The sequence below is a fragment of the Pseudonocardia xinjiangensis genome, assembly GCF_050948425.1.
GTDB lineage: Bacteria > Actinomycetota > Actinomycetes > Mycobacteriales > Pseudonocardiaceae > Pseudonocardia > Pseudonocardia xinjiangensis.
In genome coordinates this window covers 5,025,070-5,048,688 of sequence record NZ_CP192009.1, presented here as the reverse complement: position 1 = coordinate 5,048,688, position 23,619 = coordinate 5,025,070, and the positions used below count along the sequence as shown (strand labels likewise).

Genomic DNA, 23,619 nt, shown 5'->3' with positions numbered 1-23,619 from the left:
ATTCGCCATGTATGTCATCGATGCTCGAAGCTACCGGGCGCCCGCGCCCATGGATACCGGGGCGAAGGAACCGGCACGTAGGGATCTCACCGCCGCCGGGTTGGTGGGGGGAAGGCAACCTAGGTGAAGGCGCCGAACAAACCGCCGAAACCGAATATCGTCATCACGATCGAGGCCCACACCTGCGGACGGCGCAACGCCCGCAGCTCGCGGCGGAGGCTCGTGCCCTCGGAGGCCGGCGCGTCCTTCACCAGGAAGCGAACGGGGGCCAGGGCGATGACACCGATCACGGTGATCGCCCAGAACGTGGAGCGCCAGCCGAAGCCCTAACCCAGCAACGTGCCCCGCGGCACGCCCAGCACGTTGGCCAGAGTCAGCCCGGTGAAGATCGTGGCGATGGCGCCGGCCCGTCTGTTCTCGGCGACCATATCGGCTGCGACCACCGCGCCGACGCCGATGTAGGCGCCGTGGCAGAGAGCCGCGACGACCCGGCCGACGAGGAGCAGTCCGTAGGTCGGCGCGATCGCCGACAGTAGATTGCCCACGATAAAGGCACCAGGAGCCCGATCAGCACCCGCTTGCGGGTCGAACCGGGTGGCCGCCGCCGTGAGCGCGACACCCCCGATCGCCACGCTCAGCGCGTGCCCCGAGATGAGGAACCTGGCGACCGGCTCGCTAACCGAGAAGTCCGCCGCCACCTCGGGCAGCAGGCTCGAGGTCGCCGACAGGTAGTACGTCCGGAGGGTGCAGGTGGAACATCAGGAAGATGTGGGCGGTCCACGTGCCGATGCCCTTCACCGCCACGAGGTGTGTGACCACCGCATCGTCGGGCATCCCGTGCCGCACTAGCGGTGCCGGATCATGATCATGCGCACGTTGGTGTCCCCCGCACGACCTGTGGCAGCACCGACGCGTCGCGTCCACCACGTGTGGTCCCTCGACCCCGCGGAGAGGGTCCACCACCGCTCATCGCCGGCGCCCACGCAAATGTTTCCACCCGGCGGTTCATCGTCTGCATCCAGTGGCGGGCGTGCTCGGCCCAGGGACTCTCGCCGAGATCGAGGTCGAGGTCGACCGGAAGCAGTGGTTCGGTCAGGTACTCAGCCACCGGGTCCGTCTCCGTCATCGCGATCGCCATCTGCAGACCGTCGTTGAGGTCGTCGAGGTCGCGCCGGTCGTCATAGAACGCGAGGCCGACCTCCGGATGTGCCAATGAATCGGCCGAGCGGGCGCAGCCTCGGGCGGCGGCGACTGCGGGGTGCGAGCAGAGAGACCGTGGTCGTCAGCCCGGGCAGGCCGGACGGCGGGACGGTGTCCGCGAACAGCACTGTGCCGACGTGCACCTATCGCCGCTGCTGGACGAGGATGGCACACACTCGGCCGGGCTGATGGCGGTTGGGCCGCGCCGGCGGGAGGGCCAGAGCTCCTGCGTCTCCGGAGTTGCAGCGAACTCGGCGAGGTCCGGTGGCGACGTACTGTTAGCCGAGGCGCACAACCCAGGCAGGAGGTGCGAGCCATGCCCGAGGCTCCCGTGCTGGTGCTCGGCGCCACCGGCGGACAGGGTGGAGCCGTGGCCGAGGCGCTGCTCGCGCGGGCCGTGCCGGTACGAGCCCTGGTGCGCGATCCGGGCAGCGGATCCGCTCGGCGACTGGCTGGCCGCGGGGTCGAGGTCGAGGCCGGCTCCTTGACTGACCAGAAGTCGCTGACCACCGCGATGCGCGAGGTAGCGGGCGTGTTCGCGGTGACCACGCCGTTCGAGTCCGGTGTGGACGCCGAGGTCGAGCAAGGCCGCACGATCCTGGCCGCCGCCCGCGAGTCGCGGATGCCGCACCTCGTGTTCAGCTCGGTGGCCGGCGCGGACCAGCACAGCGGCGTCCCGCATTTCGACAGCAAGGCCGTCATCGAAGCCGACCTCGCCGCAGGGGGCCTGCCCTACACGATCCTGGGACCCACCTACTTCTTCGACAACGCCCTCGGCGGCGCCGATCGAATCCGCAGCGGGATCCTCGACCTCCCGCTGCCGGGGAATCGGCCGCTGCAGCAACTGGCCCGCTCAGACCTGGGGGCATTCGCCGCCGAGGTGCTGCGTTCCCCGCAGCGGTACGTGGGACGACGGATCGAGATTGCCAGTGACGCCCCGACCCCCTCCCAGATGGCCGCCACGCTCGGAGCGGCGCTGGGTCGTCCGGTGCGCCACGAGCAGGTGCCGCTGGACGCCATCACCAACCCCGACATGCATGCCATGTGGCGGTTCCTCAACGGCCCCGGATACCAGGTCGATCTCGACGCACTGCACGGCGCGCAACCGCAGATCGGCTGGACGACGTTCGCCGATTGGGCCAGCCGTACGTTCACGGCCACCCGCAGCACGTGACGGCCGCGACCCCGCGTCTTATGACGCAGCAGATGGCGCGGATCGTCGAGGCAGCCTGGGCGTCGTCAGCTGAGTGGGGCCTCTTCGTCTGGCTATCCGCGGTGCTCGGCGCCCGTCGGGCGAGGTGGTCGAGTTCCAGTGGGAGGACATCGACCCGGCCGGCGGGGTCGTGCGGCTGGACGAGAACTATGTCCGGACGAACGACGGGATGGTCCTCAAGGACATGAAATCGCACCAGATGCGGCGGGTGTCGATTGACGCGCCGACCATTGAGCTGCTCCGGCAGCACCGCGAGGAATGCGCGGGCCGCTTGCGCTGCTCGGCGTCGCCCTGACGGACCGCACGTGGGTCTTCTCCGCGCCGCCGGACATGAGCGGGGCCCGCGACCCGGCATCGCTCACGCGCGGTATGGGCGCCTGGTGGCCAAGCTCGGAATCGAAACCATGCTGAAGGAACTGCGGACGGCGTGGCCGGCCACTGCCTCCCAGTTCGACCCGATCTGCTCATGCACAGGAAGTACCTCATCACTTACCGTTTCGATGATGGCACCGCTGGTCCGGTGATCACTACCGCTGCGGGCGACCCCAAGGCTTGCGGTCGGGTGAGAGATGCGGTCCCGCCTCCCGAGCCCTTGCATACTGGTCTGTGCTTCTTCCGCGACCGGGTCGACCAGTAGCGTGCGGAGGGCAGCTGGGCAATGTGGGAGCAGCAGCACGCCGAGGCACGCGATTACGCTGCGGCGGGCGGACGTCGTCTCGGCAGGGGCAAGGATCAAGCTGCTCGTCCCAGAAGCCGTCACCGCTGGGCTCGAAAGCCGTCCTGCAGCCGTGGTTGTGCGAGGTGTTCGACACCGCCTACGTGCCCGATCGTGCGCAGCGTCGCCACCGGTTCGTGTCGCCGGCCTGGGGGGACAACGCCGACGGCATCGCGGGTATCGCGCCGGCACTGGTCGTCGCTGCGGAGTTCGACCGGCTTCGCGCTGAGGCGAAGCGATACGCCGACAAGCTCGAGGCGGTCGGCGCGCTCGCCGAGTACGTCGAGGTACGCGATGTCGACCACGGTTACGACATCATGACCGACGAGACAGAGTTGATTCGCGGGATGTACGAGGTGATCACGGCGCACGTCAGGCGTGCGATCAGCTGAAACCGTCCGCCTTGCCAGGGCCTGTCGGCTCTGGCGAGGCGCATGCTGTTTCGGGGCGGGCGTCAGCCGCCTTCGACGGTGAGTAGGCGTCGGATGTCGCCCTGGTCGAATCTGGGGTTCAGCTTGAGGAGGTCGTCGGACAGGCTCTTGGCCTCGCGCACGAGCCGGTCGACGATGTGCCAGCGGCGCATCTCGGTCATCCGCTGCTCGATCGAGGCGATGCTGGGCGGCAACGGCGGTGCCGTCGGCGCCGAGGACCGGTGCGCCCACGCCGACGACTTCCGGGATGATCAGTCCGGGGAAGACCGTGTAGCCCTGGGCCCGGGATTCGGTGACCAGCTGTCGTAAGACGATCGGGTCGGGGACCCGGTGGTCGCGGTCGTGGCTGTGCCGTTCGCGGGCCAGGGCTTCTTCGGTCTCGTCGTCCGCGGTCCAGGCCAGGAGGACGAGGCTCCGGCGCACGAGCCGAGCGGCATGCGATAACCCACCGCGGGGGTCGAGGATGCGGATGGGGAACGTGGCGACGGCCTGGTCCGCGCACAGGGCGGCCACCGGCGCGGACCGAGCGGAAGGTCCAGCAGCCCATGCCGGTCCGATGCGGTGATGCCGAAGCCGATGAGCCGCACGCCCAGGTAGTAGGTGCCGGTGTCCTCTTCCTGGTCCAGCCAGCCGACGTTGACCAAGGTGCTCAGGATCCGATGCGCGGTGGTCTTCGACAGCCCGGTTCGGCCGACGATGTCGACCAGCCGGCAGCCCGCGCGTCCGGCGTCGGATATCTCCTGGATGACCATCGCGGCGCGCTCCACGCTGCGGATCCCGCCCGCGGCGTCTTCGGCGTCGGTGGGCGAGGCGTGGTCTGTCGTCACGACAAAGGAGATCTTCAGCCGGTCCACGAGCGCTCGGTAGCGCTTGACGACGGCACCTCGACCGGGTGCGGAATAGCGGGCGAGCCTGTGAACGGCTCGCCCGCTGTTCGCATGACGCCCCCGGGTGCCGCGGCGCCGGCGCACGGTGCGTGGTCGATCGCGCGTTCAGCCGGTGACGGTGTACCGGCTGGTGATCGCGACGCGGTTGAAGGCGTTCATCACCGTGGCCAGCCAGGCGACCGCGGAGATCTGGTCGGCGCTGAGGGTGGCCGCGGCGGCGTGGTACTCCTCGTCGCTGACGTGCCCGTCGGCCACCCGTGTGATCGCCTCGGTCAGACGGAGGGCGGCGCGGTCGGTCTCGGAGAAGTAGCCGGTCTCTTCCCAACCGGGCAGCACTGCGATCCGGTCGGGGTTCTCGCCCTTCTCGAGGGCGTCCCGGCTGTGCATTCGCAGGCAGAACGAGCAGCCGTTGATCTGGGAGGTGCGGATCTTCAGCAGTTCGACCAGCAGCGGGTCGAGACCTGCCGCGGCGGCGCTCGACCCCACCTCCGTCGACAGTGCGATCAGCGTCCGGTAGGCGGCCGGGTGCTGCTTGCCGATGTTGACGCGCTGCGTGTTCGTCATGGTTCCGGTGTTCGTCATAATTCCTTCGATTCCTGGCTACGAGTGGGGGTCGTCGACCTTGAGCTCGTCGCCGGTGTTGGCGACGAAGACGACCAGGAGCTTGGCCCGGTCAGTCGGGCTGGCTGCGCACGCTTCCCTCGAGGACGTAGGCGTAGACGAGGGCCGCGCCCTGCCGGTGTGGCGTCGCGCGGGCGCCGGGCGGGAACTCGACGATCGCCGAGGTGAACGTCTTGTCCGCCACGTCGGGCATGGCCTGCTGGAGCAGGGGGTCAGGATTTCGGAGGGGGCCGCCGACGTTGCGGTCGGCGCCTGCGTCGGCGTCGGAGCGGCCGCGGACTGGTCGGCGGCGCAGGCGGTGGCCCCGGCCAGCGTAGTGACGGCCAGCAGGCCGGCGTCGATCCGCAAGCCGATCACGTCAGGTCCTCGGTGACGCGGATGATCGTCTTGCCGGGGGTGCGCCTGTCGGGGGCGAAGACGGGGGGTGCTTCGGCGAGCGGCCGGACGGCGCCCACGACCGGCGTAAGGCGTCCGTCCCGCAGCCGGGTGGCGAGGTCGGCGAGCCGGGACCGGTCCGGTTCGACGACGAAGAAGACGGCCCGCCCGTCCGCGGGTCGCACCTCGGGCGGGCCGGCGATGGTGACGAGCGTGCCGCCGGCGCGCACCAGGGTGGCCGAGCGGTCGAGGATGTCGCCGCCGATGACGTCGAACACGAGGTCGACCTCGCCGGCGTCCGCCAGGTCGTCGGCCTGCAGGTCGAGGAAGGTGTCGGCGCCGAGCGCGAGTGCCCGGTCCCGGTCGGGGGTCCGGCCGGTGCCGATGACGCGGGCCCCGACCTCGCGGCGAGCTGCACCGCGAGCGACCCGACGCCGCCCGTGGCGCCGTGGATCAGGACCGTCTGGTCGGCGGTGAGGTGGCCGTGGTCGAACGGGCCCTGCCACGCGGTCAGTCCGGAGATCGGCACCGCGGCGGCCACGGTGTGGTCGATGTCCGCGGGAAGCGGAGCCAGGTTGCGGGCCTCCAGAGCGGTGTACTCGGCGAGCGAGCCGTCGCGCGCCCAGTCAGTGGGTCCGAACACCCGCTGGCCGACGGTCAGGCCGGTGGTTCCGTAGCCGAGCTCGACGACGACACCGGACAGCTCGTGCCCGGGCACGCTCGGTGTCCGGTCCCGGCCGGCGCGGTCGGTCCAGGTGGCCGGCCAGTCCAGCTCTCCGGGGGTGAACCCCGCGGCGTGCACCCGCACGATGACGTTGTTCTCGGACGCCTGCGGTTGGGGCAGCTCCGTCAGGGACAGCCCGGCGACACCGGCGTGCCGGTCTCGAACAGTAATGGCTTGCATGAGGAGGTCCTTACGGGGGAGGGCATCGATCTCGGCAGGGAGACGAGGTTGGCCCTCCGGGTGTGACGGCTCAGACGTGGCCCAGCTTGTCGGGGTTCATGACTCGGCGGTACGCGGTGATCAACCCGTCGGTGATCTGCACCGTGTCGACGGAGAAGACGCGGCCCTGCTGGCAGAACGCGAGGGCGAGCTCGCCGCCGACCTCGACGAGGTCGATGCGGTCGGGCCGCCACTGGCGTCCCACGCGCACCATCACCTCGGCGATGCGCCCCCCGCCGTGGATGAGCTTGCGTGCCGCGAAGGCCTTGCCGCCGCCGTCGGTGACGTAGACGGCGTCCGGGTGCAGGAGCCTGACCAGGCCGGCCAGGTCACCGGCCTGGTAGGCGGCGCGGAAGGTCGCCAGCACCCGTTCGCGTTCCGCCTTCGATGCCGGTGGCGTGGACTGCTTCACCACGGCCACCCGGCGTCGCGCCCGCGAGGCGAGCTGCCGGGCGCTCGGCGCGGAGACGTCCAGCATCTCCGCGATCCGGCCGAACTCGAGCCCGAAGACGTCGTGCAGGACGAAGGCCACCCGCTCCGGCGGGCTCAGCTCGTCCATGATCAGGAGCATCGCCGAGCTGACGGACTCGTCTACGAGCAGCGGTTCCGCCGCGTCCGGCCCGGTCAGCAGCGGTTCGGGAAGCCACGGCCCGACGTAGGCCTCGCGGCGCACGCGCGCACTCTTGAGGATGTCGTAGGACCGGCGCGCGGCCACCGTCACCAGCCATGCGCGCAGGTCGTCGACTCCGCGGAGATCCGCTCCGGCGGCGCGCAGCCACACGTCCTGGGCCACGTCCTCGGCGTCCGCGACACTGCCCAGCAGCCGGTAGGCCACGCCGAAGACCGCAGGTCGATGGGTCGCCCACTCGGCACAGAGCGTGTCGGTCTCCTCAGACATGCCCGCCACCCGTGCAGATCGTGACCGCCTCCGTCCTCCGAGGTCAGCGTAGCCTCGGTCCATGGAGCTACGGCACCTCCGCTACTTCGTCGCGGTGGCCGAGGAGTGCCACTTCGGACGGGCCGCAGCGCGTCTGCACATCGCCCAGCCGCCGCTCTCCCAGCAGATCAAGCAGCTCGAGGACGACCTGGGGGTGACGCTTCTGACCCGCTCGACTCGGCGGGTCGAGCTCACCCCCGCCGGGCAGGTCTACCTCGAGCGGGCGCGAACCGTCCTGACCGCGGTCGCCGCCGCGGGCGTCGAGGCGGGCCGGGTGGCCGCCGGTGAGATCGGGCGGCTGGCCATCGGGTTCACCGGCTCGGCGACCTACGAGCTGCTACCGACCCTCACCCGGGTCCTTCGTGCTGACTTCCCCGGGATCGAGCTCGACCTCAAGGGGGAGATGCTGACCCCCAACCAGGTCGGCGCCCTGCAGGACCGGGCCCTGGACATCGGCTTCCTCCGTCCGCCGGTGCACGCCCGTGACCTCGTCGTGCGGCTGCTGCGTCGCGAGCCGCTGATCGCCGTCCTGCCCGCGACGCACCCGCTCGCCGCGAGCGACACCGTGCGCCTGTCCAAGCTCCGCGACGAGCCGTTCATCACCTACCCCTCGCACAACCGGTCCGTCGTGTACGACGCGGTGCTGGAGGCCTGCCAGCGCTCCGGGTTCAGCCCGGCGAAGGTGCAGGAGGTCGCCGAGACGTCGACGCTCGTCGCGTTCGTCGCGGCCGGGCTCGGCGTCGCGCTCGTGCCGGCCTCGGTGCAGCACCTGAAGATCACCGGTGCCACGTTCCACCCGCTGGCTGGCACCACCCAGGAGGTCGCGCTGGCGGTGGCGACGCGCGCGGACGACTCGTCCCCCCACGTGGCCAAGGTGCTCGCGCGCGTCGAGTCGCTGATCGGCGGCGCCCGGCCCGACGTCCCCAGCCTGCGCGGCGCACTCCGACGCGCCTGAGAGCAGTCCCGAGTCATATCTCGTGCATCTCAATCGACGCCATTTGTGTATTTCTCATTAAACAAAGTTGGCGCAACACTCGTCGCACCCGGCAAGCCCGCCATCGAGCCGACCGGACAGCGAGGAGGACGCCATGGCTGTCGTCACACCGAGACAGGTCGACCCAGCACCACATCCGGGCAGCGCCCGATGACGCCTTTCATGCTCGCGGTGCAGGCACTGCTGGACGGTGCGGACGTCCCGCAGCCCGAGACCGAGCCGAGCGTCCCCCGCACGGTCGCCGTCGCGACCGACCGGCAGGTCGTGATCCGCTCGCTGGCCGAGCAGCTGGTCTGCGAGGCCAATGCGATGCTGCGCAACCAGGGGTCTGTCATCGACCTCGTCGACGACAGCAGGCCCGGCGAGCTCGCCTTCACGCTCTCCTACGACGGGCGCGACGCCCGCGTGCAGACCGTCCTCTCGGGCCGGGTCGCGATCGGCACGCTCGTCGTCCCCGGTCTGCCGCAGGACCAGCCGCGGCAGCTCACCACCGAAGAGGAAGTGCAGGCCCTCCTGCTGAGCCTGCTCGCCCCGGCCTCGCACCGCTGAACGCGTCAGGAGACGAGAGTGCAGTACGAACTCCGCTACCAGGTCATCGAACCCAAGCGCCAGACCTACCAGAACATCATCGACCGGTTGGGCGACCAGCCCGCCAGCCGGTATCTCGAGGCGACACTCGACGTCGAGCCCCGTGAGAACTTCCACTACCGGCCGACCTGGGCTGCCGACCGCGAGCTCTACGACGAGCGGTACTCGGCACTGCGCCTGACCGACCCGTACGCCTACACCGACCCGCGGCAGTTCTACTACACGCCGTACGTGACCAACCGGGCCGCGATGCACGACGAGTTCGGCAAGACGCTTGGCTATCTCGAGCAGCGCGACCTGCTGGCGAAGCTACCCGCGGGCTGGCGGTCGGTCCTGGCGTCGGTCGTCGTTCCCCTGCGGCACTACGAGTCCGGGGCGCAGCTGGTCACCGTGGCCGGTGCCCGATTCGCCTACGGAACCTCGCTGGAGCAGTGCTGCACGTTCGCGGCGTTCGACCGGGTCGGCAACGCGCAGATGCTCTCGCGCGTCGGCATCGCGATGGGCAGCGGCGGGGGTGACCAGCTCAAGATCGCCAAGCAGGAATGGCTCGACGGCGAGCACCTGCAGCCGTTGCGCCGCCTGGTCGAGGAGATCATGGTGGTCGACGACTGGGCGGAGGGACTGCTGGCCGTCGACATGGTCGACTCGCTCGTATACCCGCTGGTCTACGGCGGTCTCGACGAGGCCGCGCTGCTGAGTGGAGCCGGTGCGTACAGCCTGTTCGCCCAGCACCTGACCGGATGGTTCATCGATCAGCGCAAGTGGCTCGACGCGCTGGTCACGGCGTGGGCCACCGATCCGGAGAAGGGCGAGGGCAACCGGGAGTCGCTGGCCCGCATCGTCACGATGTGGGCCCCGCGTGCCCAGGACGCGGTCAGCGCGCTGACCGCCGTGATCGACGACCAGCTGCCGGACGTCGGCCGCGCCGCGGCCCTCGCCGCGATCACCGAGATCCAGCAGGCTCGCTGGATCGCCGTCACCGGAGGAGTCGCATGAGTGCCACGCTGCGCCAGGTCGGAATCGACATCCAGGAGTCCGAGGAGAACCGGGGACTGATCGACGCTATCAAGGCCGACAACCCCGAGCTCACCATCCGCCACCTGCCCGGCCTGGTGAAGCTCCAGGCCGCGGGCCAGATCGTGATCAACCGGGAGACGGTCGAGGCCAAGCTCGGCCGCGAGTGGGAGACCGGCGAGTTCCAGCTGGCAATCGTCTCCTACGCCGGCAACTTCTCCGAGTGGGACGACGACCAGATCATCGTGAAGTGGGAGCACTGACATGACGTTGCAGAAGCCCGATGCCGCGCCACGAAAGAAGCTCCCGCTCAAGGAGCGCTACGCACTGCTGACCCGCGATCTGGACTGGGAGCCGAGCTACGTCTCACGTGACCAGCTGTTCCCGCACACCAGGTATGAAGGCATCAAGATCCACGACTGGGACGGCTGGCAGGACCCCTTCCGGCTCACTGTCGACGCCTACTACAAGTACCAGGCGGAGAAGGACAAGCGCCTCTACGCGGTGTTGGACAGCTTCGCCCAGGGTCAGGGTCACCTCGGGCTCTCCGACGCGAGCTACCTCAACGCGATCAAGCTGTTCATCCAGGGCGTGACGCCACTGGAGTACGCCGCCCACCGGCACTTCGCCTACCTGGCACGCCACCTCGAGGGACCTGCGCCGCGGTTCGCCGCGCTCTGCCAGAGCATCGACGAGCTGCGGCACTGCCAGACACAGATCCACACGATTAGTAACTACAACAAGTACTACGGCGGGTTCCACAGCTGGTCGAAGATGCACGACCGGGTGTGGTACCTCTCGGTCCCGAAGTCGCTGTTCGACGACGCGATGACCGCGGGCCCGTTCGAGTTCCTCATCTCGATCTCCTTCAGCTTCGAGTACCTGCTCACGAACCTGCTCTTCGTCCCGTTCATGAGCGGCGCGAGCTTCAACGGCGACATGCCCACCATGTCCTTCGGTTTCTCCGCGCAGAGCGACGAGAGCCGGCATATGACACTCGGTCTGGAAGCCATCAAATTCTTGCTCGAGCAGGACGAGGGCAACGTGCCGATCATCCAGGACTGGATCGACAAGTGGTTCTGGCGTGCGTACCGGATGTCCGCGCTGGTCGCTGGGATGATGGATTACATGCTGCCGAGGCAGGTCATGAGCTGGAAGGAGGCGTTCGAGCTCTACTTCGAGGATCAGATGCTCGGCGGCCTGTTCCCCGATTTGGAGTTCTACGGCATCAAACCGCCACGGCACGTCAAGGACGCCATCGCGGAGAAGGGCAAGCTGTCGCACGAGGTCTACAAGATTCTGCACAACTTCTCGTTCGCGGCATCCTTCACGACGAAGACGCCCGACGATGAGCACCTCGACTGGCTCTCCGAGCAGTACCCCGACACGTTCGACACGTACTACCGCCCGGTCTGGGAGAAGCACCAGCGCATCGAAGCCGAGGGTGGCCGCGTGTTCTTCCAGGGGCTCCCGCAGCTGTGCCAGATCTGCCAGGTCCCGATGGCCTTCACGGAGGCGGACGACCCGTCGAAGATCTCGTTCCGCACCAGCGAGTTCCGCGGCGAGACATTCCACACCTGCAGCAACGGCTGCCAGTGGATCTTCGAGCGCGAGCCGGAGAAGTACATCCAGGCATGGCTCCCCGTGCACCAGATCTACCAGGGTAACTGCGGCGGCCCGACTGTCCCGGACGTCCTTGCCTGGTACGGAATCCAGGAAGGCGACAACGGCGAATACCAGGGCTCGCTCGACCAGAAGTCGTGGGCCGAGTGGCACCAGAACGCCCCGAAGCAGGGAGCCTGAGATGAGCGTCAAGGCACTGTACGACTACGACTTCCCGTCGGCCGATCGCGCCGAGAACTTCGGCGACGACCAGCTCGTGTACGTCGCCTGGACCGGTAACCCGCTGTTCTGTTCCGCGGCGGCCTTCCGGGCGCCGAAGGCCATGCCCTTCGGCGAGTTCGTCACCGCGATGGTCGACGGCTGGGCGTCCTCGGACCCCGATTTCGACCCCACGGCCGCGCGTGACTGGCAGCTTTTCGGCCGGCCGCTCGACGTCGTGACGGAGAAGTCCCTCGCGGATCTCGGCATCGGCCACAAGGCATTGCTCACGTTCTCGACCTGAGCCGGCACGACCACCGAGGAGCAGGGCTGTGACGACATACACGGTTCGCGTGGAACCGCTCGGCACCGAAATCTTCTGCCGGAGCGACCAGACGGTTCTGGACGCCTGCCTGCGTGAGGGGATCTGGCTGCCGCACGCGTGCACGCACGGCACGTGCGGCACCTGCAAGGCGCAGGTGCTCGACGGTGACGTCGACCTCGGGGACGCCTCGCCCTACGCGCTGCTCGACAGCGAGCGGGACGAGGGCTGCGCACTGATCTGTGTCGCGAGGCCGCGCAGCGACGTGGTCATCGAAGGCGAGGTCGATGCTGACGAGGGGGTCGAGGTCCATCCGGTACGGGACCACTCGGGCGTCGTCGAGACGCTCGAGGAGGTCGCCCCGGACGTCCGCAGACTCGTCATCCGGCTGGACACGCCGCTGGGGTTCAACCCAGGCCAGTACGTGCTGCTCAACGTGCCGGGCGGTGTGCAGCGGCCCTACTCGGTCGCCAGCACTCCGGCTGATGCCACGCGTATCGAGCTGCACCTGAAGCGGTCTCCCAACGGGCTGGCGACCGACGGGTGGGCGTTCAAGGAGCTGGCAGTCGGTGATGCGGTCTCGCTGTCGGGGCCCTACGGACGGTTCTCGTTCCGTCCGATGCGGACCCAGCCGATCCTGTTGCTCGGCAGCGGTACCGGGCTCGCGCCGCTGAAGTCGATCGTCGCGCACATCGCGGCCACCGGTGCCGAACACGAGGTCGTGCTGTACCACGGCGTGGGCACCAAGGACGACCTCTACGACCGCGAGTGGTTCGAGGCACTGGCGGCAGAGCATGACTGGTTCAGCTACCGACCCGCCCTCTCGCGCGACGACTGGGAGGGCAGGACCGGGCGAGTGCCCGAACTGCTCGCCGAGGACTACCCGAGGGCCTCGGGCCACGTCGCCTACATCTGCGGCAGCCCCGACATGGTCACCGACACCATGAAAGCCCTGATGAAGGCACGGCTGTTCCCGCGCGACATCTACCGCGAGGACTTCTTCGACTCCGCCGACCGCGCAGCGGGCGCCCACGTCGTCCGCAGTCCACTCATCCGCCGCTGAGCGCGGATTCATCAGGCCGGGGGAGACCCTTTGAAGATCAGTAAGGTGGAGGCGATCCCGTTCGCCATCCCGTATCGCAAGCCGCTGCGGTTCGCCAGCGGTGAGGTGACGGCGGCCGAGCACGTACTCGTGCGGGTGCACACCGACTCCGGTCTCGTCGGCATCGCGGAGGCACCCCCGCGCCCGTTCACCTACGGCGAGACGCAGGCCTCGATTCGTGCCGTCGTCGACGGCATCTTCGCGCCGCAGATCATCGGCCTGTCCCCGCTGGAACGCGAGGTCATGCACACGAGGCTCAACCGCACCGTCGGGAACCCGACGGCGAAGTCGGCCCTCGACATGGCGGTCTGGGACCTGATCGGGCAGTCGCTCGGGGTCTCGGTGACCGACTTGATCGGCGGCTACACCGATCGGATGCGGGTCTCGCACATGGTGGGGTTCGCTCCGCCGGGGGAGATGGTGGCCGAGGCCGAGCGGATCCGCGGTCTGTACGGCATCACCACCTTCAAGGTGAAGGTCGGCAGGCGCCCGATCGAGCTGGACATCGAGGTGTGCAAGGCGCTGCGCGCCGGGCTCGGCGACGGCGTCGAGCTCTACATCGACGGCAACCGTGGCTGGACACCGTCGGAGTCGGCACGGGCGCTGCGCGCCATGGAAGACCTCGATCTCACCTTCGCCGAGGAGCTCTGCCCCGCCGACGACGTGCTCGGCAGGCGCTGGCTGGTGTCGCAGAGCCGGATCCCGATCTTCGCTGACGAGAGCGTCTCCCGGCCCGGCGAGGTCACGCGGGAGCTGCTCGCCGGCGCGGCCAACGGGGTGAGCATCAAGACCGCGCGCACCGGTTTCACCTACTCCCAGCGCGTACTGCACCTGTGCGAGGGGCTCGGCGTCGAGGTCGTGATGGGCAACCAGATCGACGGGCAGATCGGGTCGCTGTGCAGCGCGGCGTTCGGCGCGGCGTTCGAACTCACGTCCCGCCGGCCCGCCGAGCTCTCCAACTTCCTCGACATGTCCGACGACCTGCTCTCCGAGCCGTTGCAGATCACCGGCGGCACCCTCCACGTCCGTGAAGGCGCCGGTCTGGCCATCGAGATCGACGAGGACAAGCTCGCGCACTACCGCCAGGACGGCTAGCCGGCCGACTTGACGTGCGAAGGACCCACCCACCACGGAAATTGAGGCACACGATGACGCAGGCAACCGAGTTGGATGCCACCGCCGCCGAGACCGGCGCCAACGCCACGAAGGTCTTCCAGGAGAAGGCAAAGGCTCCGACGTCCGGAACCAACCAGGAGCGCGTCGCCGAACTGGCGACCGAAGTGCTCGCCGCGATCCACGACGTGATCCGCCGCCACGAGCTCACCTACTCCGAGTACGACGCCCTCAAGGCATGGCTGATCAAGGTCGGCCAGGACGGCGAGTGGCCGCTGTTCCTCGACGTGTTCATCGAGCACGCGGTCGAGGAGGTCGTCAACGCGGATCGGCCGGGCAGCAAGGGGACGATCGAGGGTCCCTTCTACGTCCCCGGTGCGCCGCGGGCCGACGGGGAGGTCACGCTGCCCATGCGCGCCGACGAGACGGGCACACCGCTGTTGTTCCGGGCGCAGGTGCGCAGCACGGACGGCGCGTCGCTGCCCGGAGCGCAGGTCGAGGTCTGGCAGGCCGACGACGCCGGCTTCTACGGCCAGTTCGCTCCCGGGATCCCGGAGTGGAACCTGCGCGGGACCGTGATCGCCGACGCCGACGGCACCGTCGCGATCCGCACCATCCAGCCCGCGCCGTACCAGATCCCGCACGACGGTGCGACCGGTCAGCTCATCGCCGCCGCCGGCTGGCACGCCTGGCGGCCGGCGCACCTGCACTTCAAGATCGTAGCCGCGGGACACCAGCTTCTCACCACCCAGCTTTATTTCGCGGGTGGTGAGTACATCTCCAACGACGTGGCCTCGGCGGTAAAGCCGGAGCTCATGCTCCACCCGAAGCCAGCCGCGGATGGCAACGGCAACGAGGTCTCCTACGACTTCGTCCTCGCCCGCGTCTGACACAGGAACGGACGAAACAAGGAGAAGCGGTGCTGTACGCCGTACGGATGGACGTTGCCATCCCGTCCGACCTCATCCCCGCCGATCGTGTTGACCTACTCGCCAGAGAAAGGGCCTACAGCCAGGAGCTGCAACGTTCCGGCAAGTGGCTCTACATCTGGCGCGTGGTCGGGATGTACTCGAATCTCAGTATCTTCGACGTGGTCGACAACGACGAACTGCATGAGATCCTCTGGGGACTCCCGTTGTTCCCGTACATGACGATCACTGTCACACCAATGGCGAAACATCCCTCCGATATCCACGCGGGCTGAATCTCAGAGCACCACAGCTCTCCGCTAGGCGGATTCGACGGCTTCGCCGGGTCAATGGGCTGGGTCGTGGCGACTCTGCATCCGAGTCGCCACGACTCACGAGTGAGGGTGTGAATCTGGACGTCTTGACCTTATTATCGGCGGAGATTTCGCGGGTGTGGGCCGCGGCCCGGCATCAAGAGGTTGGCCCGCACGTCTGGGCTCGAAGGGGCAGACCTGCAGGTCACGTTGATCGACTCACTCGACGACATCGTGATCCGGCCGAGGCTCTACGAATCGACCGGCTCGTGCTCGCGGCGGGTTCAGTCCTCGTCCGGATGTCCGCCGGCCTACGGCGCAAAACATCTGCCGGGAAATCACGTCGATGTTCTAATAGAGCCGGGTCGGCAGATCGTGATTGGCACCCCGATCAAGGCTGCGATCTCTTGTTGCCGACTGGTGAGCACGGGTGGTCTAGTCCCTCTGACCGGACTACGAACTCACTGGTCCATGATGTCTAGTGCGTTGACCACATACGTTCGCGGGCTTTGATCATGCGGCGGCTCGGGGGCGGCCCCCAGCGTTGCTGGCGTTCCCTGCGGACACGGGCGCGTTCTCTGCGTTGCGCGGCGAGGACATCGGCGCGGCGGGCATTGGCGTTGCGCCAGCGCAGGTAGGCCTGTAGCCGCCGAGCCAGGACCGGGTGGTTGGGGTGGTTCGAGGCCCCCACGACGAAGGTGCGCAGTGGCCCGAACTGGGCCTCGATCGGGTTGGCCCAGGAGGCGTAGGTCGGGGTGAAGCACAGCTCGACCTTGTTGCGGGCGACCCATGCCCGAACCTTCGGTGTCTTGCGCCGAGAGGAAGTCCATGATCACGTAGATGGGTGCGCCCTCCGGGCGGGCGGCCCGGATGGACGTGAGGGCGGCCAGGGTGTGATCGCCGCCTTTGCGACGGCGGGTCACACCCCAGAGTTGGTCATCGCCCAGGCTGTAGCAGCCGTGGAAGTAGCGGAGCCCGTGCGTGCGGGTATAGGTCGCGCGTAGCCGGCTCGGTTTCGACTCCGGTGCCCAAGTGGAGCCGTGACACGGGCGGATCGACAGCGGCCCGAACTGGTCGAACGCGAAGCACCGGTGGAGAAACCGGCTGGTCACCTCCTCGATCCGGTCCGGCTTCGTGTCCTTGTCCGGGTCCGTGGACTCCTTCCACGTGCGGGTCCGCTGGAACGACACCCCGGCCTCACGCAGGATGAGCCGCAGCCGTTCGCAGCTGAGCACGATCCGTCGTTCGTGGCAGCGGCTCAGGTGCGCGACCAACTTGCGGATGCTCCAGCGTGTGAAGGGGCAATCCAGCGCTCCGGGTCGGGTAGTGGCCGTCGTGACGATGAACGCGATGTCGTCGTCACTGAATAGGAGGTGACGGCCTCCCGCCCACTGAGGGTCCAGGGCGGCCAGCCCCCGCTCGTTGAACGCGTGGATCACGCCCCGCACGGGTGTCCTCGTCCGCCGCGACGAGGCGAGCGATCGCGGGCACCGGCGTCCCGGAGGACGAGGCCATGATGATCGTCGCCCGGCGGACTCGGATCGGGTTTCCGCGCCCGCGGCGCACGATCTGAGTCCGCCGACGACCTTCCTCGTCGGTCAACCGTCTCTCTGACCGGTTCTGCCATCCGAGCTCCACTCCCGCCACTGACTCGATGTCGGCCCCCAGAGTGGGATCAACCGCCCCGCCGGCCAGGGACGCTGCCCGACGTGTCGCCAACCCGGTGAACGTCCATGGTCAACGCACTAGCAGGCCCTCTACCAGGGCGAGGGTGGCTTGAGTCGGCAACTCATCCGCCGGTTGCGCACCGGGCGGCCACTGCGCAAGCGGCGTCGTCGGGCGGAGGGCGGCGTGCCCGGTTCCTCGCCCCATCCGTGTTGATCGACCACCGACCACCGACCACCGGCCGCCCGCCGCCCGCCGCCCGCCACCGGGACCGGGACCGCTGCGCGGACTGGGAGAGTGACCTGATTGTCGACGCCGGCAACCGATTCGCGATCAGCCCCTTGGTCGATCGGGCGAGCCGCTATCTGCTGTTGGTGCACCGCCGACCAACCGCAGCGCCGAAGTCGTGCGCGACGCCCTGGCCGCCGCGTTGAGCCAGCTACCCGAGCCGATGCGGCTCACGCTGACCTGTGATCAGGGTTCCGAACTGGCCTACCACCACCAGATCGCACCACTGCTGCGTGACGGGTGTCTTCTTCGCTCACCCGGGAAGCCCGTGGCAGCGCGGCAGCAACGAGAACAGCCTGCTGCGCCATACGTCCCCAAGCCCACCGACCTGTCGATCCACACCCTGAGCGATCTACGCGCCGTAGAACCGCCTCAACCACCGACCCCGCAAGTGCCTCGGCTGGCGCACAGCCGCCGACGTCTTCACGGAAGCAATGCCATCATGATCACGCAATCTGCGATGATCGTTTGAATCCGCCCTCAAACCCAGGATGCGCTCGGGGGTCAACTTCGTCATTCTTGGCTGTCGTGGTTCGGGTCGGTTCTTTCGGTGGGTTGTGGCTGGTATGTCCATCCGGCGATCACGTCGCGTCCATGGGCGATGGCGAGGTCGAGTAGGCCGGGGAAGCGAGCGTCGAGGTCGTCTCGGCGCAGCCGGTTCAGGCGTCGGGTTCCCTGGTCTCGCTGATGTATCACTCCGGCTTCTCGGAGGATCTTGAAATAGGCGCTCTGTGTGGACTTGCTCACCGGTGTGGTGATGGTTCCGCACGCCAGTTCGCCGTCGGGTTCGGCGTCTGCCAGGCGAGCGACGACACCCAGGCGCACCGGATCGCCGAGCGCTCCCAAGACGCGGGCGAGGACCAGTTCCCCTCGATCGGGATGCACGAGGTCGATTGCTGTTCGGCTTGCCACACGGTCATGGTAGCTCAGCATGTTCGTACCGTCCGAACATGTGCTATGTTCGGGACATACGAACATGTGCGAGCTAGGGAGTTGATGTTGCTCAGTCAATCGTCCCGGCCACCGAGCCGCCGATCATCCTCGACCAGCTGCGCAAGTACCTCGCAGACCAGGGCATCACCAAGTGGTACTTGCCGACCCGGCTCGAGCACGTCGACGCGTTGCCGCGCCACGGCAACGGCAAGGTGCGCAGGGAGAGCTTCGGTGCTGACTAGTGGGGAGGCTTCCCTCGCCGGGAGTCAGAGAAGGCCTACTAAGCAGCAAAATTGCCCTTCCAGTGGACCCACGTCAATTCGCGGTAGGCAAGATCGGTCAGGCAGACGCGAACCGGGCTGGGCGGACCGATCACCGGCGCGTCGACGCTTGATCCCTGGTCCGAGGGGGTGGGGCTGGGCTGCACGAGCGGCTCGGCCCCGCTTGTCACGGCGGTGGCACCTGGGTACAGCACGGTCAGGCTGCCGCGGAGACACCCTCCACATGCTGTCCGACGCTTCCGGAGAGAAGCATCATGACTGCTCAGGACGGCAATCGTGACGGCAATCAACGACACGAGGAGCGCTGATTCCCCATGGGCTGCATGATGGCGCTGCGGGCGCACACCGAGGGTGGTCCCGAGGTCCTGGCGTACGAACCCGCGCCACGGCCGACCGTGAGGGACGGCGAGGTGCTGGTCGAGGTTCACGCGGCGGCGATCACGTTCGACGAGCTGACCTGGCCCGAGACGTGGGCCTCCGACGGCGTCGACCGCACTCCCATCATCCCGTCCCACGAGTTCTCCGGGGTCGTGGCCGAGATCGGCGACGGCGTCACCGGATTGTCGGTCGGTGACGAGGTGTACGGGCTGGTCCCGTTCGACCGGGACGGCGCCGCGGCGGAGTACGTCAGCGTGCCGGCTACGAGCGTGAGCGCCCGGCTGTCCACGGTGTCGCACGTCGTCGCGGCGGCTGCCGTGCTCCCGGCGCTGACCGCATGGCAGGCCCTGGTCGACTATGCGGCAATGCAACCGGGCCAGCGTGTGCTGGTGCACGGCGGCGCCGGCGGTGTCGGCGCCGCCGTCACCCAGCTGGCGACCGCGCTGGGGGCCGACGTCACGTCCACCGCGCACGCCCCTGACGTGGAATACGTCCTCGCCCTCGGCGCCGAGCGCGTGATCAACACCGACCAGGAGTCGCTCGACGCGCTGACGGGCGTCTTCGATGTCGTGATCGACGCCGTGGGCCGGGACGTACCAGAAGCCCTGTTCGCGGCACTCCGCCGTGGCGGGCACCTGATCACCCTCCAGGAGCCTCCCTCGCAGGAGCTGGCCGACAAGTACGGCGTCACGGCGCTGTTCTTCATCGTGACGGCGGGGCGAAACGGCCTGGCCCGGGTCACCGACATGATCGACACCGGCACGCTGAAGGTCAGCGTCGCCGCGACGTTTCCCCTGTCCGAGGGCCGAGCCGCTTATGAGAGCGGCGCCTTCCGGAGGTCGCGCCCAGGCAAGACCGTGCTGGTCGTCCGGGACTGACCGGTGGGTGGTCGAACCTCTGGCGACCGTTTGACGGGTGTCCGGGCATGCTCGGCACCCTAGGAAGTGAACATAGTGATCTCGCCGACCTCCTTCGTATTGATGAACCACCGCTGCGATTGGTCGCTAACGGAGTTGGCGAACTCGATGAAAGCCTCGCCAAGGCGAGAAGCATCACAAAAGGAGAGTATAATGTCCACTTTTACCACCATGAGCCAGGAAGATCTGCTGGAAGTCGTGCCGCCGTTCATCACGCAGGGTTCTTCCGCGATGGTCCGGCTCCTCGAGCTGCCCCCGGGAGACCCGGGCCTGGGTCCGCACCGTCACTCCGGCCCCGTTTTCGGCTACATGCTCGAGGGGGAGATGCTGTTCGAGCTCGAGGGTGAGGCGCCGTATCCGATCAAGGCGGGCGAGGCGTTCTGGGAACCGGGTGGCGATGTCATCCACTACACCGTCGCAAACCTGCTTGCAGACAGGACGAGCCGCTTCGTCGTGGTCATGCTGTGCGCGCCCGAAGTCGAGATGATCACGATGGTCTCCGATGAGGAGCTCGCGACCAAAGCGAGCCAACGCATTCCTGCGCCGACGCATAGTCACCGGATCATCACAGGGGTCGCATGATCGACCATCCGCTCGTCACGCGCTACTGCGATCGGCCAGCGCGTACGGAGCTGACGGTGCTTCCGACGTTTCTTCTCGGTGTCCGTGTCAATTCACGCGATCATGCCGCGCCCTGATCAGACGACTGATCCAAGAGGACGTAGACGCTTGCCCATCGCCTGGCGTAGGTGATGCCTGCGTGCGTGACGTGATGCGCTGATCGGGACCATCTGCCAGCTTGTCAAGAAAATCAGATGTGGCTGCCACATCAACAATTGACGACCATATGAAAGGCTGACCATGTTTCCTGAGACTCCCGCCGCCGCGGCCGCCCTGTCCGTGGCCACTCGTTTCCACTCGCCGACGCTGCTCAACCACTCCATCCGCTCCTACCTCTGGGGGGCGATGTACGGCACAGCACACGGGATCGCCTTCGACGACGAGCTGTTCTACGTCTCGGCGCTGCTCCACGACATCGGGCTGACGGAGGCGTTCGACAACTACAAGCTTCCGTTCGAGGTCGCAGGAGGACATCTGGCCTGGACCTTCGGCACGGCTGCAGGCTGGCCCGAGGAGCGGGCCGCCAAGGTCGGGGAGATCATCGTGCTGCACATGCGCGAAGACGTATCCGCAGCCGCCGACCCCGAGTCCCACCTGCTGCAGGTCGCCACCAGCTGGGAGGTCGTCGGACGCCGCCCGGAGGAGTTCCCGCCGGACACGAGGGCGGAGATGCTCGCCCGCTATCCCTGGCTGGGATTCGGTGCGGAGATACTGGCGAACTTCGAGGACCAGGCGAGGCGCAAGCCGGACAGCGCCTGCGCCGTATCGGTCGGCAAGAGGGACATGGCCGGGCTGGTCGCTGCCAACCCCCTCGAAAGCGACCGACACGATTAATCCCCTCAACGACCGATTCCATCGGATGCCCGGATATGCTCGGCGAGCTGATGGATCGGACGACCATGGTCGTATTTTCGAACGGCTCATATTGCATGCGCACCGCCGAGAGTTTGCGAAGTCAACGGATGACGTGCCGCACAGCTACGTCCGGCGCAAAGAGATGAACCTCCTGCTGCTACACATGACCGAGAAGGATCTGCTGAAAGTTCTGCCGCCGTTCATCGAGAACGGGTTTCTCCACGATGGTCCGAGCCGCCGACCGGAAGGCGATTGCAGCCTCATGGTTGCACTAGAAAATCGTTCGTCCGTTCCGTCAGTACCTTCGACAGCGAGGATCTGCGCAACGGCCGACTACCCGACGAGGATGTCAAGACCCCTTCTCTCCGGCTCGGTGGAGTAGAAGTTACGTCGGGATACCAGCGCATCGTCATCGACGGGCTGCCGACATGGCATTCGTGCGTCGCCGCTACCACGTGGCGGCCGTGCCCCGCTGGGAACGCAAGATCCGAGTCTTCACGGTCTGGCTGACTACCGGCAGTCGCATCGGGTTGCGGTCGGCGAAGCGGCCCCGAAGGGTACAACTCGGTCGCGGCATTCGGGTTCATGTCTGCGATCACCAGTCCACCAGATTCTGGGTAGCGGCTACTGAGCCCGCGGCAGGTTTCTGACGTATTCTGGTCCCACCCCCACTAGTAACAGGATGTATGTCAATGAGTTTCTATGATTCGTCCCTGCCTCCGGTCCTGAGGGAGGATGCCGCGGCTCTCGGGGCGGCGGTGGCAGGTTCGGTTCTGCTGCCGGGCGATCCGGGATATGACGACGAGTGTGCGGTGTTCAACCTGAATCACGAGTTGGCGCCCGCGGTGATCGTGGTGGCGGAGAGCGTGGCCGACGTCCAGGCGGCCGTGGCTTTCGGGGCGGGGCAGCACCGGCCGGTCCTGGTGAAGACGACCGGCCACCAGATGGTCGGCACCGCGCACGGTGCCGTCGTGATCGCGACCCGTCGGATGAATGAGGTGGTTATCGACCCGGTCGCCCGCACGGCCCGGGTCGGCGCCGGAGTGATGTGGTCCGATGTCATCCCGGAGGCGGCCAAGGCCGGACTGGCCCCGCTGAACGGGTCCAATCCCACGGTGGGAGTCGCCGGCTACACCCTGGGCGGCGGACTCAGCCCGACCCTCGGTCGCTCCCAGGGCTACGCCGCCGACCATGTGCGATCGCTGGAGGTGGTGACCGCGGACGGCGAGCTGCGGCACGTCGACGGTCGGTCCGAACCCGATCTGTTCTGGGCGCTGCGCGGGGGCAAGGGCAACTTCGGTGTGGTCACCGCGCTGGAACTGGATTTGTTCCCGGTGCCCTACCTCTACGGGGGCGGCATCTACTTCCCCGGCGAGCGGATGGCCGACGTGCTTCGAGCGTGGACCGCGTGGTACCCGGGCACCCCGGAGACCATGGTCTCCTCGTTCGCCGTGCTACGCCAGCCACCGGTGCCCGAAGTACCGGAACCACTGCGCGGGACGTTCGTGGTGACATTGCGGTTCGCCTACAACGGCACCGCCGAGGACGGCGAGCGGCTGATCGCGCCGCTGCGCACGGTGGCTCCCGCAGTCCTGGACACCGTGCGGGACATGCCCTACACCGAGACCGCGTCCATCCACAACGAGCCGACCGAACCGGTGCCCTACTACGAACGCGGCATCATGCTGCGCGAGTTCCCCACCGAAGCGCAGGACAAGCTGGTCGAGCTCGTCGGCCCGGACTCCGACACCACCCTGGCGATCGCCGAACTGCGCGCCCTGGGCGGGGCATGGGACCGGGAGCCGACAGTGCCCAACGCCGTGGCCACCAGGGGCCTGCCCTACAGCCTCTTGGGCGTCGCGGCGGGTCCACTGCCGGAGGAGCCGCAGCTCAAGGAATCGGTCGCCGCACTGCTCGACGGCATGCAGCCCTGGCAGGGCGACCGGCGGCTGGTGAACAACCTCGCACCGGACGAGGCGACCGACGCCGCCGCGATCTACGGCGCGGAGCGCTACGAGCGCCTGGCAGCCATCAAGAAGACCTACGACCCGGCCAACATGTTCCGGATCAACCACAACGTGGCGCCGGCCGCCTGATCAGGCACTCGCCGACCGAGCGACGCCGGACGTGATCAATCCATCGATCATGTCCGGCACCAGCGCTCGCCAGTAGAGCCAGGCGTG

The 23,619-nt window shown here is 67.8% G+C and carries 29 protein-coding genes and 1 pseudogene; 19 read left to right on the top strand and 11 right to left on the bottom strand.

Features of this window, described 5'->3' with window-relative positions; translation table 11 throughout:
* Positions 1-119: 119 nt before the first annotated feature.
* From ACQPZA_RS23810 to ACQPZA_RS23800, 3 genes are read right to left on the bottom strand one after another with little or no spacing between them, the layout of a single operon-like run.
* Positions 120-290 carry a hypothetical protein gene (locus tag ACQPZA_RS23810; protein WP_433273916.1) on the bottom strand — a complete coding sequence of 57 codons (171 nt, stop codon included), beginning with the start codon at positions 288-290 and terminating at the stop codon, positions 120-122.
* A gap of 36 nt (positions 291-326) precedes the next feature.
* Positions 327-698, bottom strand: coding sequence for an MFS transporter (locus ACQPZA_RS23805; protein ID WP_433273914.1), 372 nt, complete (start codon positions 696-698; stop codon positions 327-329).
* Positions 676-834 carry a hypothetical protein gene (locus ACQPZA_RS23800; protein ID WP_433273912.1) on the bottom strand — a complete coding sequence of 53 codons (159 nt, stop codon included), beginning with the start codon at positions 832-834 and terminating at the stop codon, positions 676-678. Before ACQPZA_RS23800 ends, ACQPZA_RS23805 begins: the two co-directional genes overlap by 23 nt.
* A 187-nt stretch (positions 835-1,021) precedes the next feature.
* Between ACQPZA_RS23800 and ACQPZA_RS23795 the strand changes: the two genes are divergently transcribed.
* From ACQPZA_RS23795 to ACQPZA_RS23780, 4 genes are all read left to right on the top strand, one after another.
* A complete protein-coding gene (locus ACQPZA_RS23795; RefSeq protein ID WP_433273910.1) occupies positions 1,022-1,216 on the top strand; it encodes a hypothetical protein in 195 nt (64 codons plus the stop codon).
* 300 nt (positions 1,217-1,516) lie between these two features.
* Complete coding sequence (locus ACQPZA_RS23790; RefSeq protein WP_433273908.1) at positions 1,517-2,374, top strand: NmrA/HSCARG family protein; 858 nt, start codon at positions 1,517-1,519, stop codon at positions 2,372-2,374.
* Positions 2,375-2,498: 124 nt separating this feature from the next.
* The gene (locus ACQPZA_RS23785; RefSeq protein WP_433273906.1) at positions 2,499-2,708 is read left to right on the top strand and encodes a hypothetical protein; all 210 of its coding nucleotides are present in this window, start codon (positions 2,499-2,501) and stop codon (positions 2,706-2,708) included.
* Positions 2,709-3,019: 311 nt separating this feature from the next.
* On the top strand, positions 3,020-3,520 hold the full coding sequence (locus tag ACQPZA_RS23780; RefSeq protein ID WP_433273904.1) for an alpha/beta hydrolase fold domain-containing protein: 501 nt from the start codon (positions 3,020-3,022) through the stop codon (positions 3,518-3,520).
* 62 nt (positions 3,521-3,582) lie between these two features.
* Here ACQPZA_RS23780 and ACQPZA_RS23775 read toward each other — a convergent pair whose 3' ends face one another.
* The 6 genes and pseudogenes from ACQPZA_RS23775 to sigJ all read right to left on the bottom strand — a co-directional run bounded on the left by ACQPZA_RS23775 (position 3,583) and on the right by sigJ (position 7,283).
* Positions 3,583-3,720 (bottom strand): hypothetical protein, encoded by a 138-nt coding sequence (locus tag ACQPZA_RS23775; protein ID WP_433273902.1) that lies wholly within the window; start codon positions 3,718-3,720, stop codon positions 3,583-3,585.
* Positions 3,721-3,810: 90 nt separating this feature from the next.
* Complete coding sequence (locus ACQPZA_RS23770; protein WP_433273900.1) at positions 3,811-4,413, bottom strand: helix-turn-helix domain-containing protein; 603 nt, start codon at positions 4,411-4,413, stop codon at positions 3,811-3,813.
* A 138-nt stretch (positions 4,414-4,551) separates the two neighbouring features.
* Positions 4,552-5,028, bottom strand: a complete 477-nt coding sequence (locus ACQPZA_RS23765; RefSeq protein WP_433273898.1) for a carboxymuconolactone decarboxylase family protein — start codon at positions 5,026-5,028, stop codon at positions 4,552-4,554.
* 91 nt (positions 5,029-5,119) lie between these two features.
* On the bottom strand, positions 5,120-5,260 hold the full coding sequence (locus tag ACQPZA_RS23760) for a hypothetical protein (RefSeq protein ID WP_433273896.1): 141 nt from the start codon (positions 5,258-5,260) through the stop codon (positions 5,120-5,122).
* A 160-nt stretch (positions 5,261-5,420) separates the two neighbouring features.
* Positions 5,421-6,346 (bottom strand): annotated as a pseudogene (locus ACQPZA_RS23755) (NADP-dependent oxidoreductase).
* Between the two features lie 70 nt (positions 6,347-6,416).
* Positions 6,417-7,283, bottom strand: a complete 867-nt coding sequence (gene sigJ / locus ACQPZA_RS23750; protein WP_433273894.1) for an RNA polymerase sigma factor SigJ — start codon at positions 7,281-7,283, stop codon at positions 6,417-6,419.
* A gap of 61 nt (positions 7,284-7,344) precedes the next feature.
* Between sigJ and ACQPZA_RS23745 the strand changes: the two genes are divergently transcribed.
* The 10 genes from ACQPZA_RS23745 (at position 7,345) to catC (ending at position 15,480) form a co-directional block, all read left to right on the top strand.
* Positions 7,345-8,277: a LysR family transcriptional regulator gene (locus ACQPZA_RS23745; protein ID WP_433273892.1), complete on the top strand. Its 933-nt coding sequence runs from the start codon at positions 7,345-7,347 to the stop codon at positions 8,275-8,277.
* 189 nt (positions 8,278-8,466) lie between these two features.
* On the top strand, positions 8,467-8,865 hold the full coding sequence (locus tag ACQPZA_RS23740; protein WP_433273890.1) for a hypothetical protein: 399 nt from the start codon (positions 8,467-8,469) through the stop codon (positions 8,863-8,865).
* A gap of 18 nt (positions 8,866-8,883) precedes the next feature.
* The gene (locus ACQPZA_RS23735) at positions 8,884-9,900 is read left to right on the top strand and encodes a phenol 2-monooxygenase (protein ID WP_433273888.1); all 1,017 of its coding nucleotides are present in this window, start codon (positions 8,884-8,886) and stop codon (positions 9,898-9,900) included.
* The gene (locus tag ACQPZA_RS23730) at positions 9,897-10,181 is read left to right on the top strand and encodes an MmoB/DmpM family protein (protein WP_433273886.1); all 285 of its coding nucleotides are present in this window, start codon (positions 9,897-9,899) and stop codon (positions 10,179-10,181) included. Before ACQPZA_RS23735 ends, ACQPZA_RS23730 begins: the two co-directional genes overlap by 4 nt.
* 1 nt (position 10,182) lies before the next feature.
* Positions 10,183-11,721, top strand: a complete 1,539-nt coding sequence (locus tag ACQPZA_RS23725; protein WP_433273884.1) for a YHS domain-containing protein — start codon at positions 10,183-10,185, stop codon at positions 11,719-11,721.
* 1 nt (position 11,722) lies between these two features.
* Positions 11,723-12,043, top strand: a complete 321-nt coding sequence (locus tag ACQPZA_RS23720) for a phenol hydroxylase subunit P4 (RefSeq protein WP_433273882.1) — start codon at positions 11,723-11,725, stop codon at positions 12,041-12,043.
* Positions 12,044-12,071: 28 nt separating this feature from the next.
* Positions 12,072-13,124, top strand: a complete 1,053-nt coding sequence (locus ACQPZA_RS23715) for an NADH:ubiquinone reductase (Na(+)-transporting) subunit F (RefSeq protein WP_433273880.1) — start codon at positions 12,072-12,074, stop codon at positions 13,122-13,124.
* Between the two features lie 30 nt (positions 13,125-13,154).
* Positions 13,155-14,258 (top strand): mandelate racemase/muconate lactonizing enzyme family protein, encoded by a 1,104-nt coding sequence (locus ACQPZA_RS23710; protein ID WP_433273878.1) that lies wholly within the window; start codon positions 13,155-13,157, stop codon positions 14,256-14,258.
* A 53-nt stretch (positions 14,259-14,311) separates the two neighbouring features.
* Positions 14,312-15,166 (top strand): catechol 1,2-dioxygenase, encoded by an 855-nt coding sequence (gene catA / locus ACQPZA_RS23705; RefSeq protein WP_433273876.1) that lies wholly within the window; start codon positions 14,312-14,314, stop codon positions 15,164-15,166.
* A 29-nt stretch (positions 15,167-15,195) separates the two neighbouring features.
* The gene (gene catC / locus ACQPZA_RS23700; RefSeq protein ID WP_433273874.1) at positions 15,196-15,480 is read left to right on the top strand and encodes a muconolactone Delta-isomerase; all 285 of its coding nucleotides are present in this window, start codon (positions 15,196-15,198) and stop codon (positions 15,478-15,480) included.
* A gap of 479 nt (positions 15,481-15,959) precedes the next feature.
* Here catC and ACQPZA_RS23695 read toward each other — a convergent pair whose 3' ends face one another.
* Positions 15,960-16,937 carry a helix-turn-helix domain-containing protein gene (locus ACQPZA_RS23695; protein WP_433282957.1) on the bottom strand — a complete coding sequence of 326 codons (978 nt, stop codon included), beginning with the start codon at positions 16,935-16,937 and terminating at the stop codon, positions 15,960-15,962.
* 632 nt (positions 16,938-17,569) lie between these two features.
* Here ACQPZA_RS23695 and ACQPZA_RS23690 point away from each other — a divergent pair.
* A complete protein-coding gene (locus ACQPZA_RS23690) occupies positions 17,570-17,923 on the top strand; it encodes a hypothetical protein (protein ID WP_433273872.1) in 354 nt (117 codons plus the stop codon).
* 41 nt (positions 17,924-17,964) lie between these two features.
* Here ACQPZA_RS23690 and ACQPZA_RS23685 read toward each other — a convergent pair whose 3' ends face one another.
* Positions 17,965-18,384 (bottom strand): ArsR/SmtB family transcription factor, encoded by a 420-nt coding sequence (locus tag ACQPZA_RS23685; RefSeq protein WP_433273870.1) that lies wholly within the window; start codon positions 18,382-18,384, stop codon positions 17,965-17,967.
* A 595-nt stretch (positions 18,385-18,979) separates the two neighbouring features.
* Between ACQPZA_RS23685 and ACQPZA_RS23680 the strand changes: the two genes are divergently transcribed.
* The 4 genes from ACQPZA_RS23680 to ACQPZA_RS23665 all read left to right on the top strand — a co-directional run bounded on the left by ACQPZA_RS23680 (position 18,980) and on the right by ACQPZA_RS23665 (position 23,532).
* Positions 18,980-19,921, top strand: coding sequence for an NADP-dependent oxidoreductase (locus tag ACQPZA_RS23680; protein ID WP_433273868.1), 942 nt, complete (start codon positions 18,980-18,982; stop codon positions 19,919-19,921).
* A 210-nt stretch (positions 19,922-20,131) separates the two neighbouring features.
* Positions 20,132-20,542 carry a cupin domain-containing protein gene (locus tag ACQPZA_RS23675; RefSeq protein WP_433273866.1) on the top strand — a complete coding sequence of 137 codons (411 nt, stop codon included), beginning with the start codon at positions 20,132-20,134 and terminating at the stop codon, positions 20,540-20,542.
* Positions 20,543-20,821: 279 nt separating this feature from the next.
* The gene (locus ACQPZA_RS23670; protein WP_433273864.1) at positions 20,822-21,415 is read left to right on the top strand and encodes an HD domain-containing protein; all 594 of its coding nucleotides are present in this window, start codon (positions 20,822-20,824) and stop codon (positions 21,413-21,415) included.
* A gap of 713 nt (positions 21,416-22,128) precedes the next feature.
* The gene (locus tag ACQPZA_RS23665) at positions 22,129-23,532 is read left to right on the top strand and encodes an FAD-binding oxidoreductase (RefSeq protein WP_433273862.1); all 1,404 of its coding nucleotides are present in this window, start codon (positions 22,129-22,131) and stop codon (positions 23,530-23,532) included.
* Positions 23,533-23,619 lie beyond the last annotated feature (87 nt).

Coding starts and splice junctions, on each gene's coding strand:
- ACQPZA_RS23800 (WP_433273912.1), bottom strand. CDS start 834: ATGCCCGACGATGCGGTGGTCACACACCTCGTGGCGGTGAAGGGCATC.
- ACQPZA_RS23790 (WP_433273908.1), top strand. CDS start 1,517: ATGCCCGAGGCTCCCGTGCTGGTGCTCGGCGCCACCGGCGGACAGGGT.
- ACQPZA_RS23775 (WP_433273902.1), bottom strand. CDS start 3,720: ATGACCGAGATGCGCCGCTGGCACATCGTCGACCGGCTCGTGCGCGAG.
- ACQPZA_RS23765 (WP_433273898.1), bottom strand. CDS start 5,028: ATGACGAACACCGGAACCATGACGAACACGCAGCGCGTCAACATCGGC.
- ACQPZA_RS23760 (WP_433273896.1), bottom strand. CDS start 5,260: ATGCCCGACGTGGCGGACAAGACGTTCACCTCGGCGATCGTCGAGTTC.
- sigJ (WP_433273894.1), bottom strand. CDS start 7,283: ATGTCTGAGGAGACCGACACGCTCTGTGCCGAGTGGGCGACCCATCGA.
- ACQPZA_RS23745 (WP_433273892.1), top strand. CDS start 7,345: ATGGAGCTACGGCACCTCCGCTACTTCGTCGCGGTGGCCGAGGAGTGC.
- ACQPZA_RS23740 (WP_433273890.1), top strand. CDS start 8,467: ATGACGCCTTTCATGCTCGCGGTGCAGGCACTGCTGGACGGTGCGGAC.
- ACQPZA_RS23730 (WP_433273886.1), top strand. CDS start 9,897: ATGAGTGCCACGCTGCGCCAGGTCGGAATCGACATCCAGGAGTCCGAG.
- ACQPZA_RS23725 (WP_433273884.1), top strand. CDS start 10,183: ATGACGTTGCAGAAGCCCGATGCCGCGCCACGAAAGAAGCTCCCGCTC.
- ACQPZA_RS23720 (WP_433273882.1), top strand. CDS start 11,723: ATGAGCGTCAAGGCACTGTACGACTACGACTTCCCGTCGGCCGATCGC.
- catA (WP_433273876.1), top strand. CDS start 14,312: ATGACGCAGGCAACCGAGTTGGATGCCACCGCCGCCGAGACCGGCGCC.
- ACQPZA_RS23685 (WP_433273870.1), bottom strand. CDS start 18,384: ATGCTGAGCTACCATGACCGTGTGGCAAGCCGAACAGCAATCGACCTC.
- ACQPZA_RS23680 (WP_433273868.1), top strand. CDS start 18,980: ATGGGCTGCATGATGGCGCTGCGGGCGCACACCGAGGGTGGTCCCGAG.
- ACQPZA_RS23675 (WP_433273866.1), top strand. CDS start 20,132: ATGAGCCAGGAAGATCTGCTGGAAGTCGTGCCGCCGTTCATCACGCAG.
- ACQPZA_RS23670 (WP_433273864.1), top strand. CDS start 20,822: ATGTTTCCTGAGACTCCCGCCGCCGCGGCCGCCCTGTCCGTGGCCACT.
- ACQPZA_RS23665 (WP_433273862.1), top strand. CDS start 22,129: ATGAGTTTCTATGATTCGTCCCTGCCTCCGGTCCTGAGGGAGGATGCC.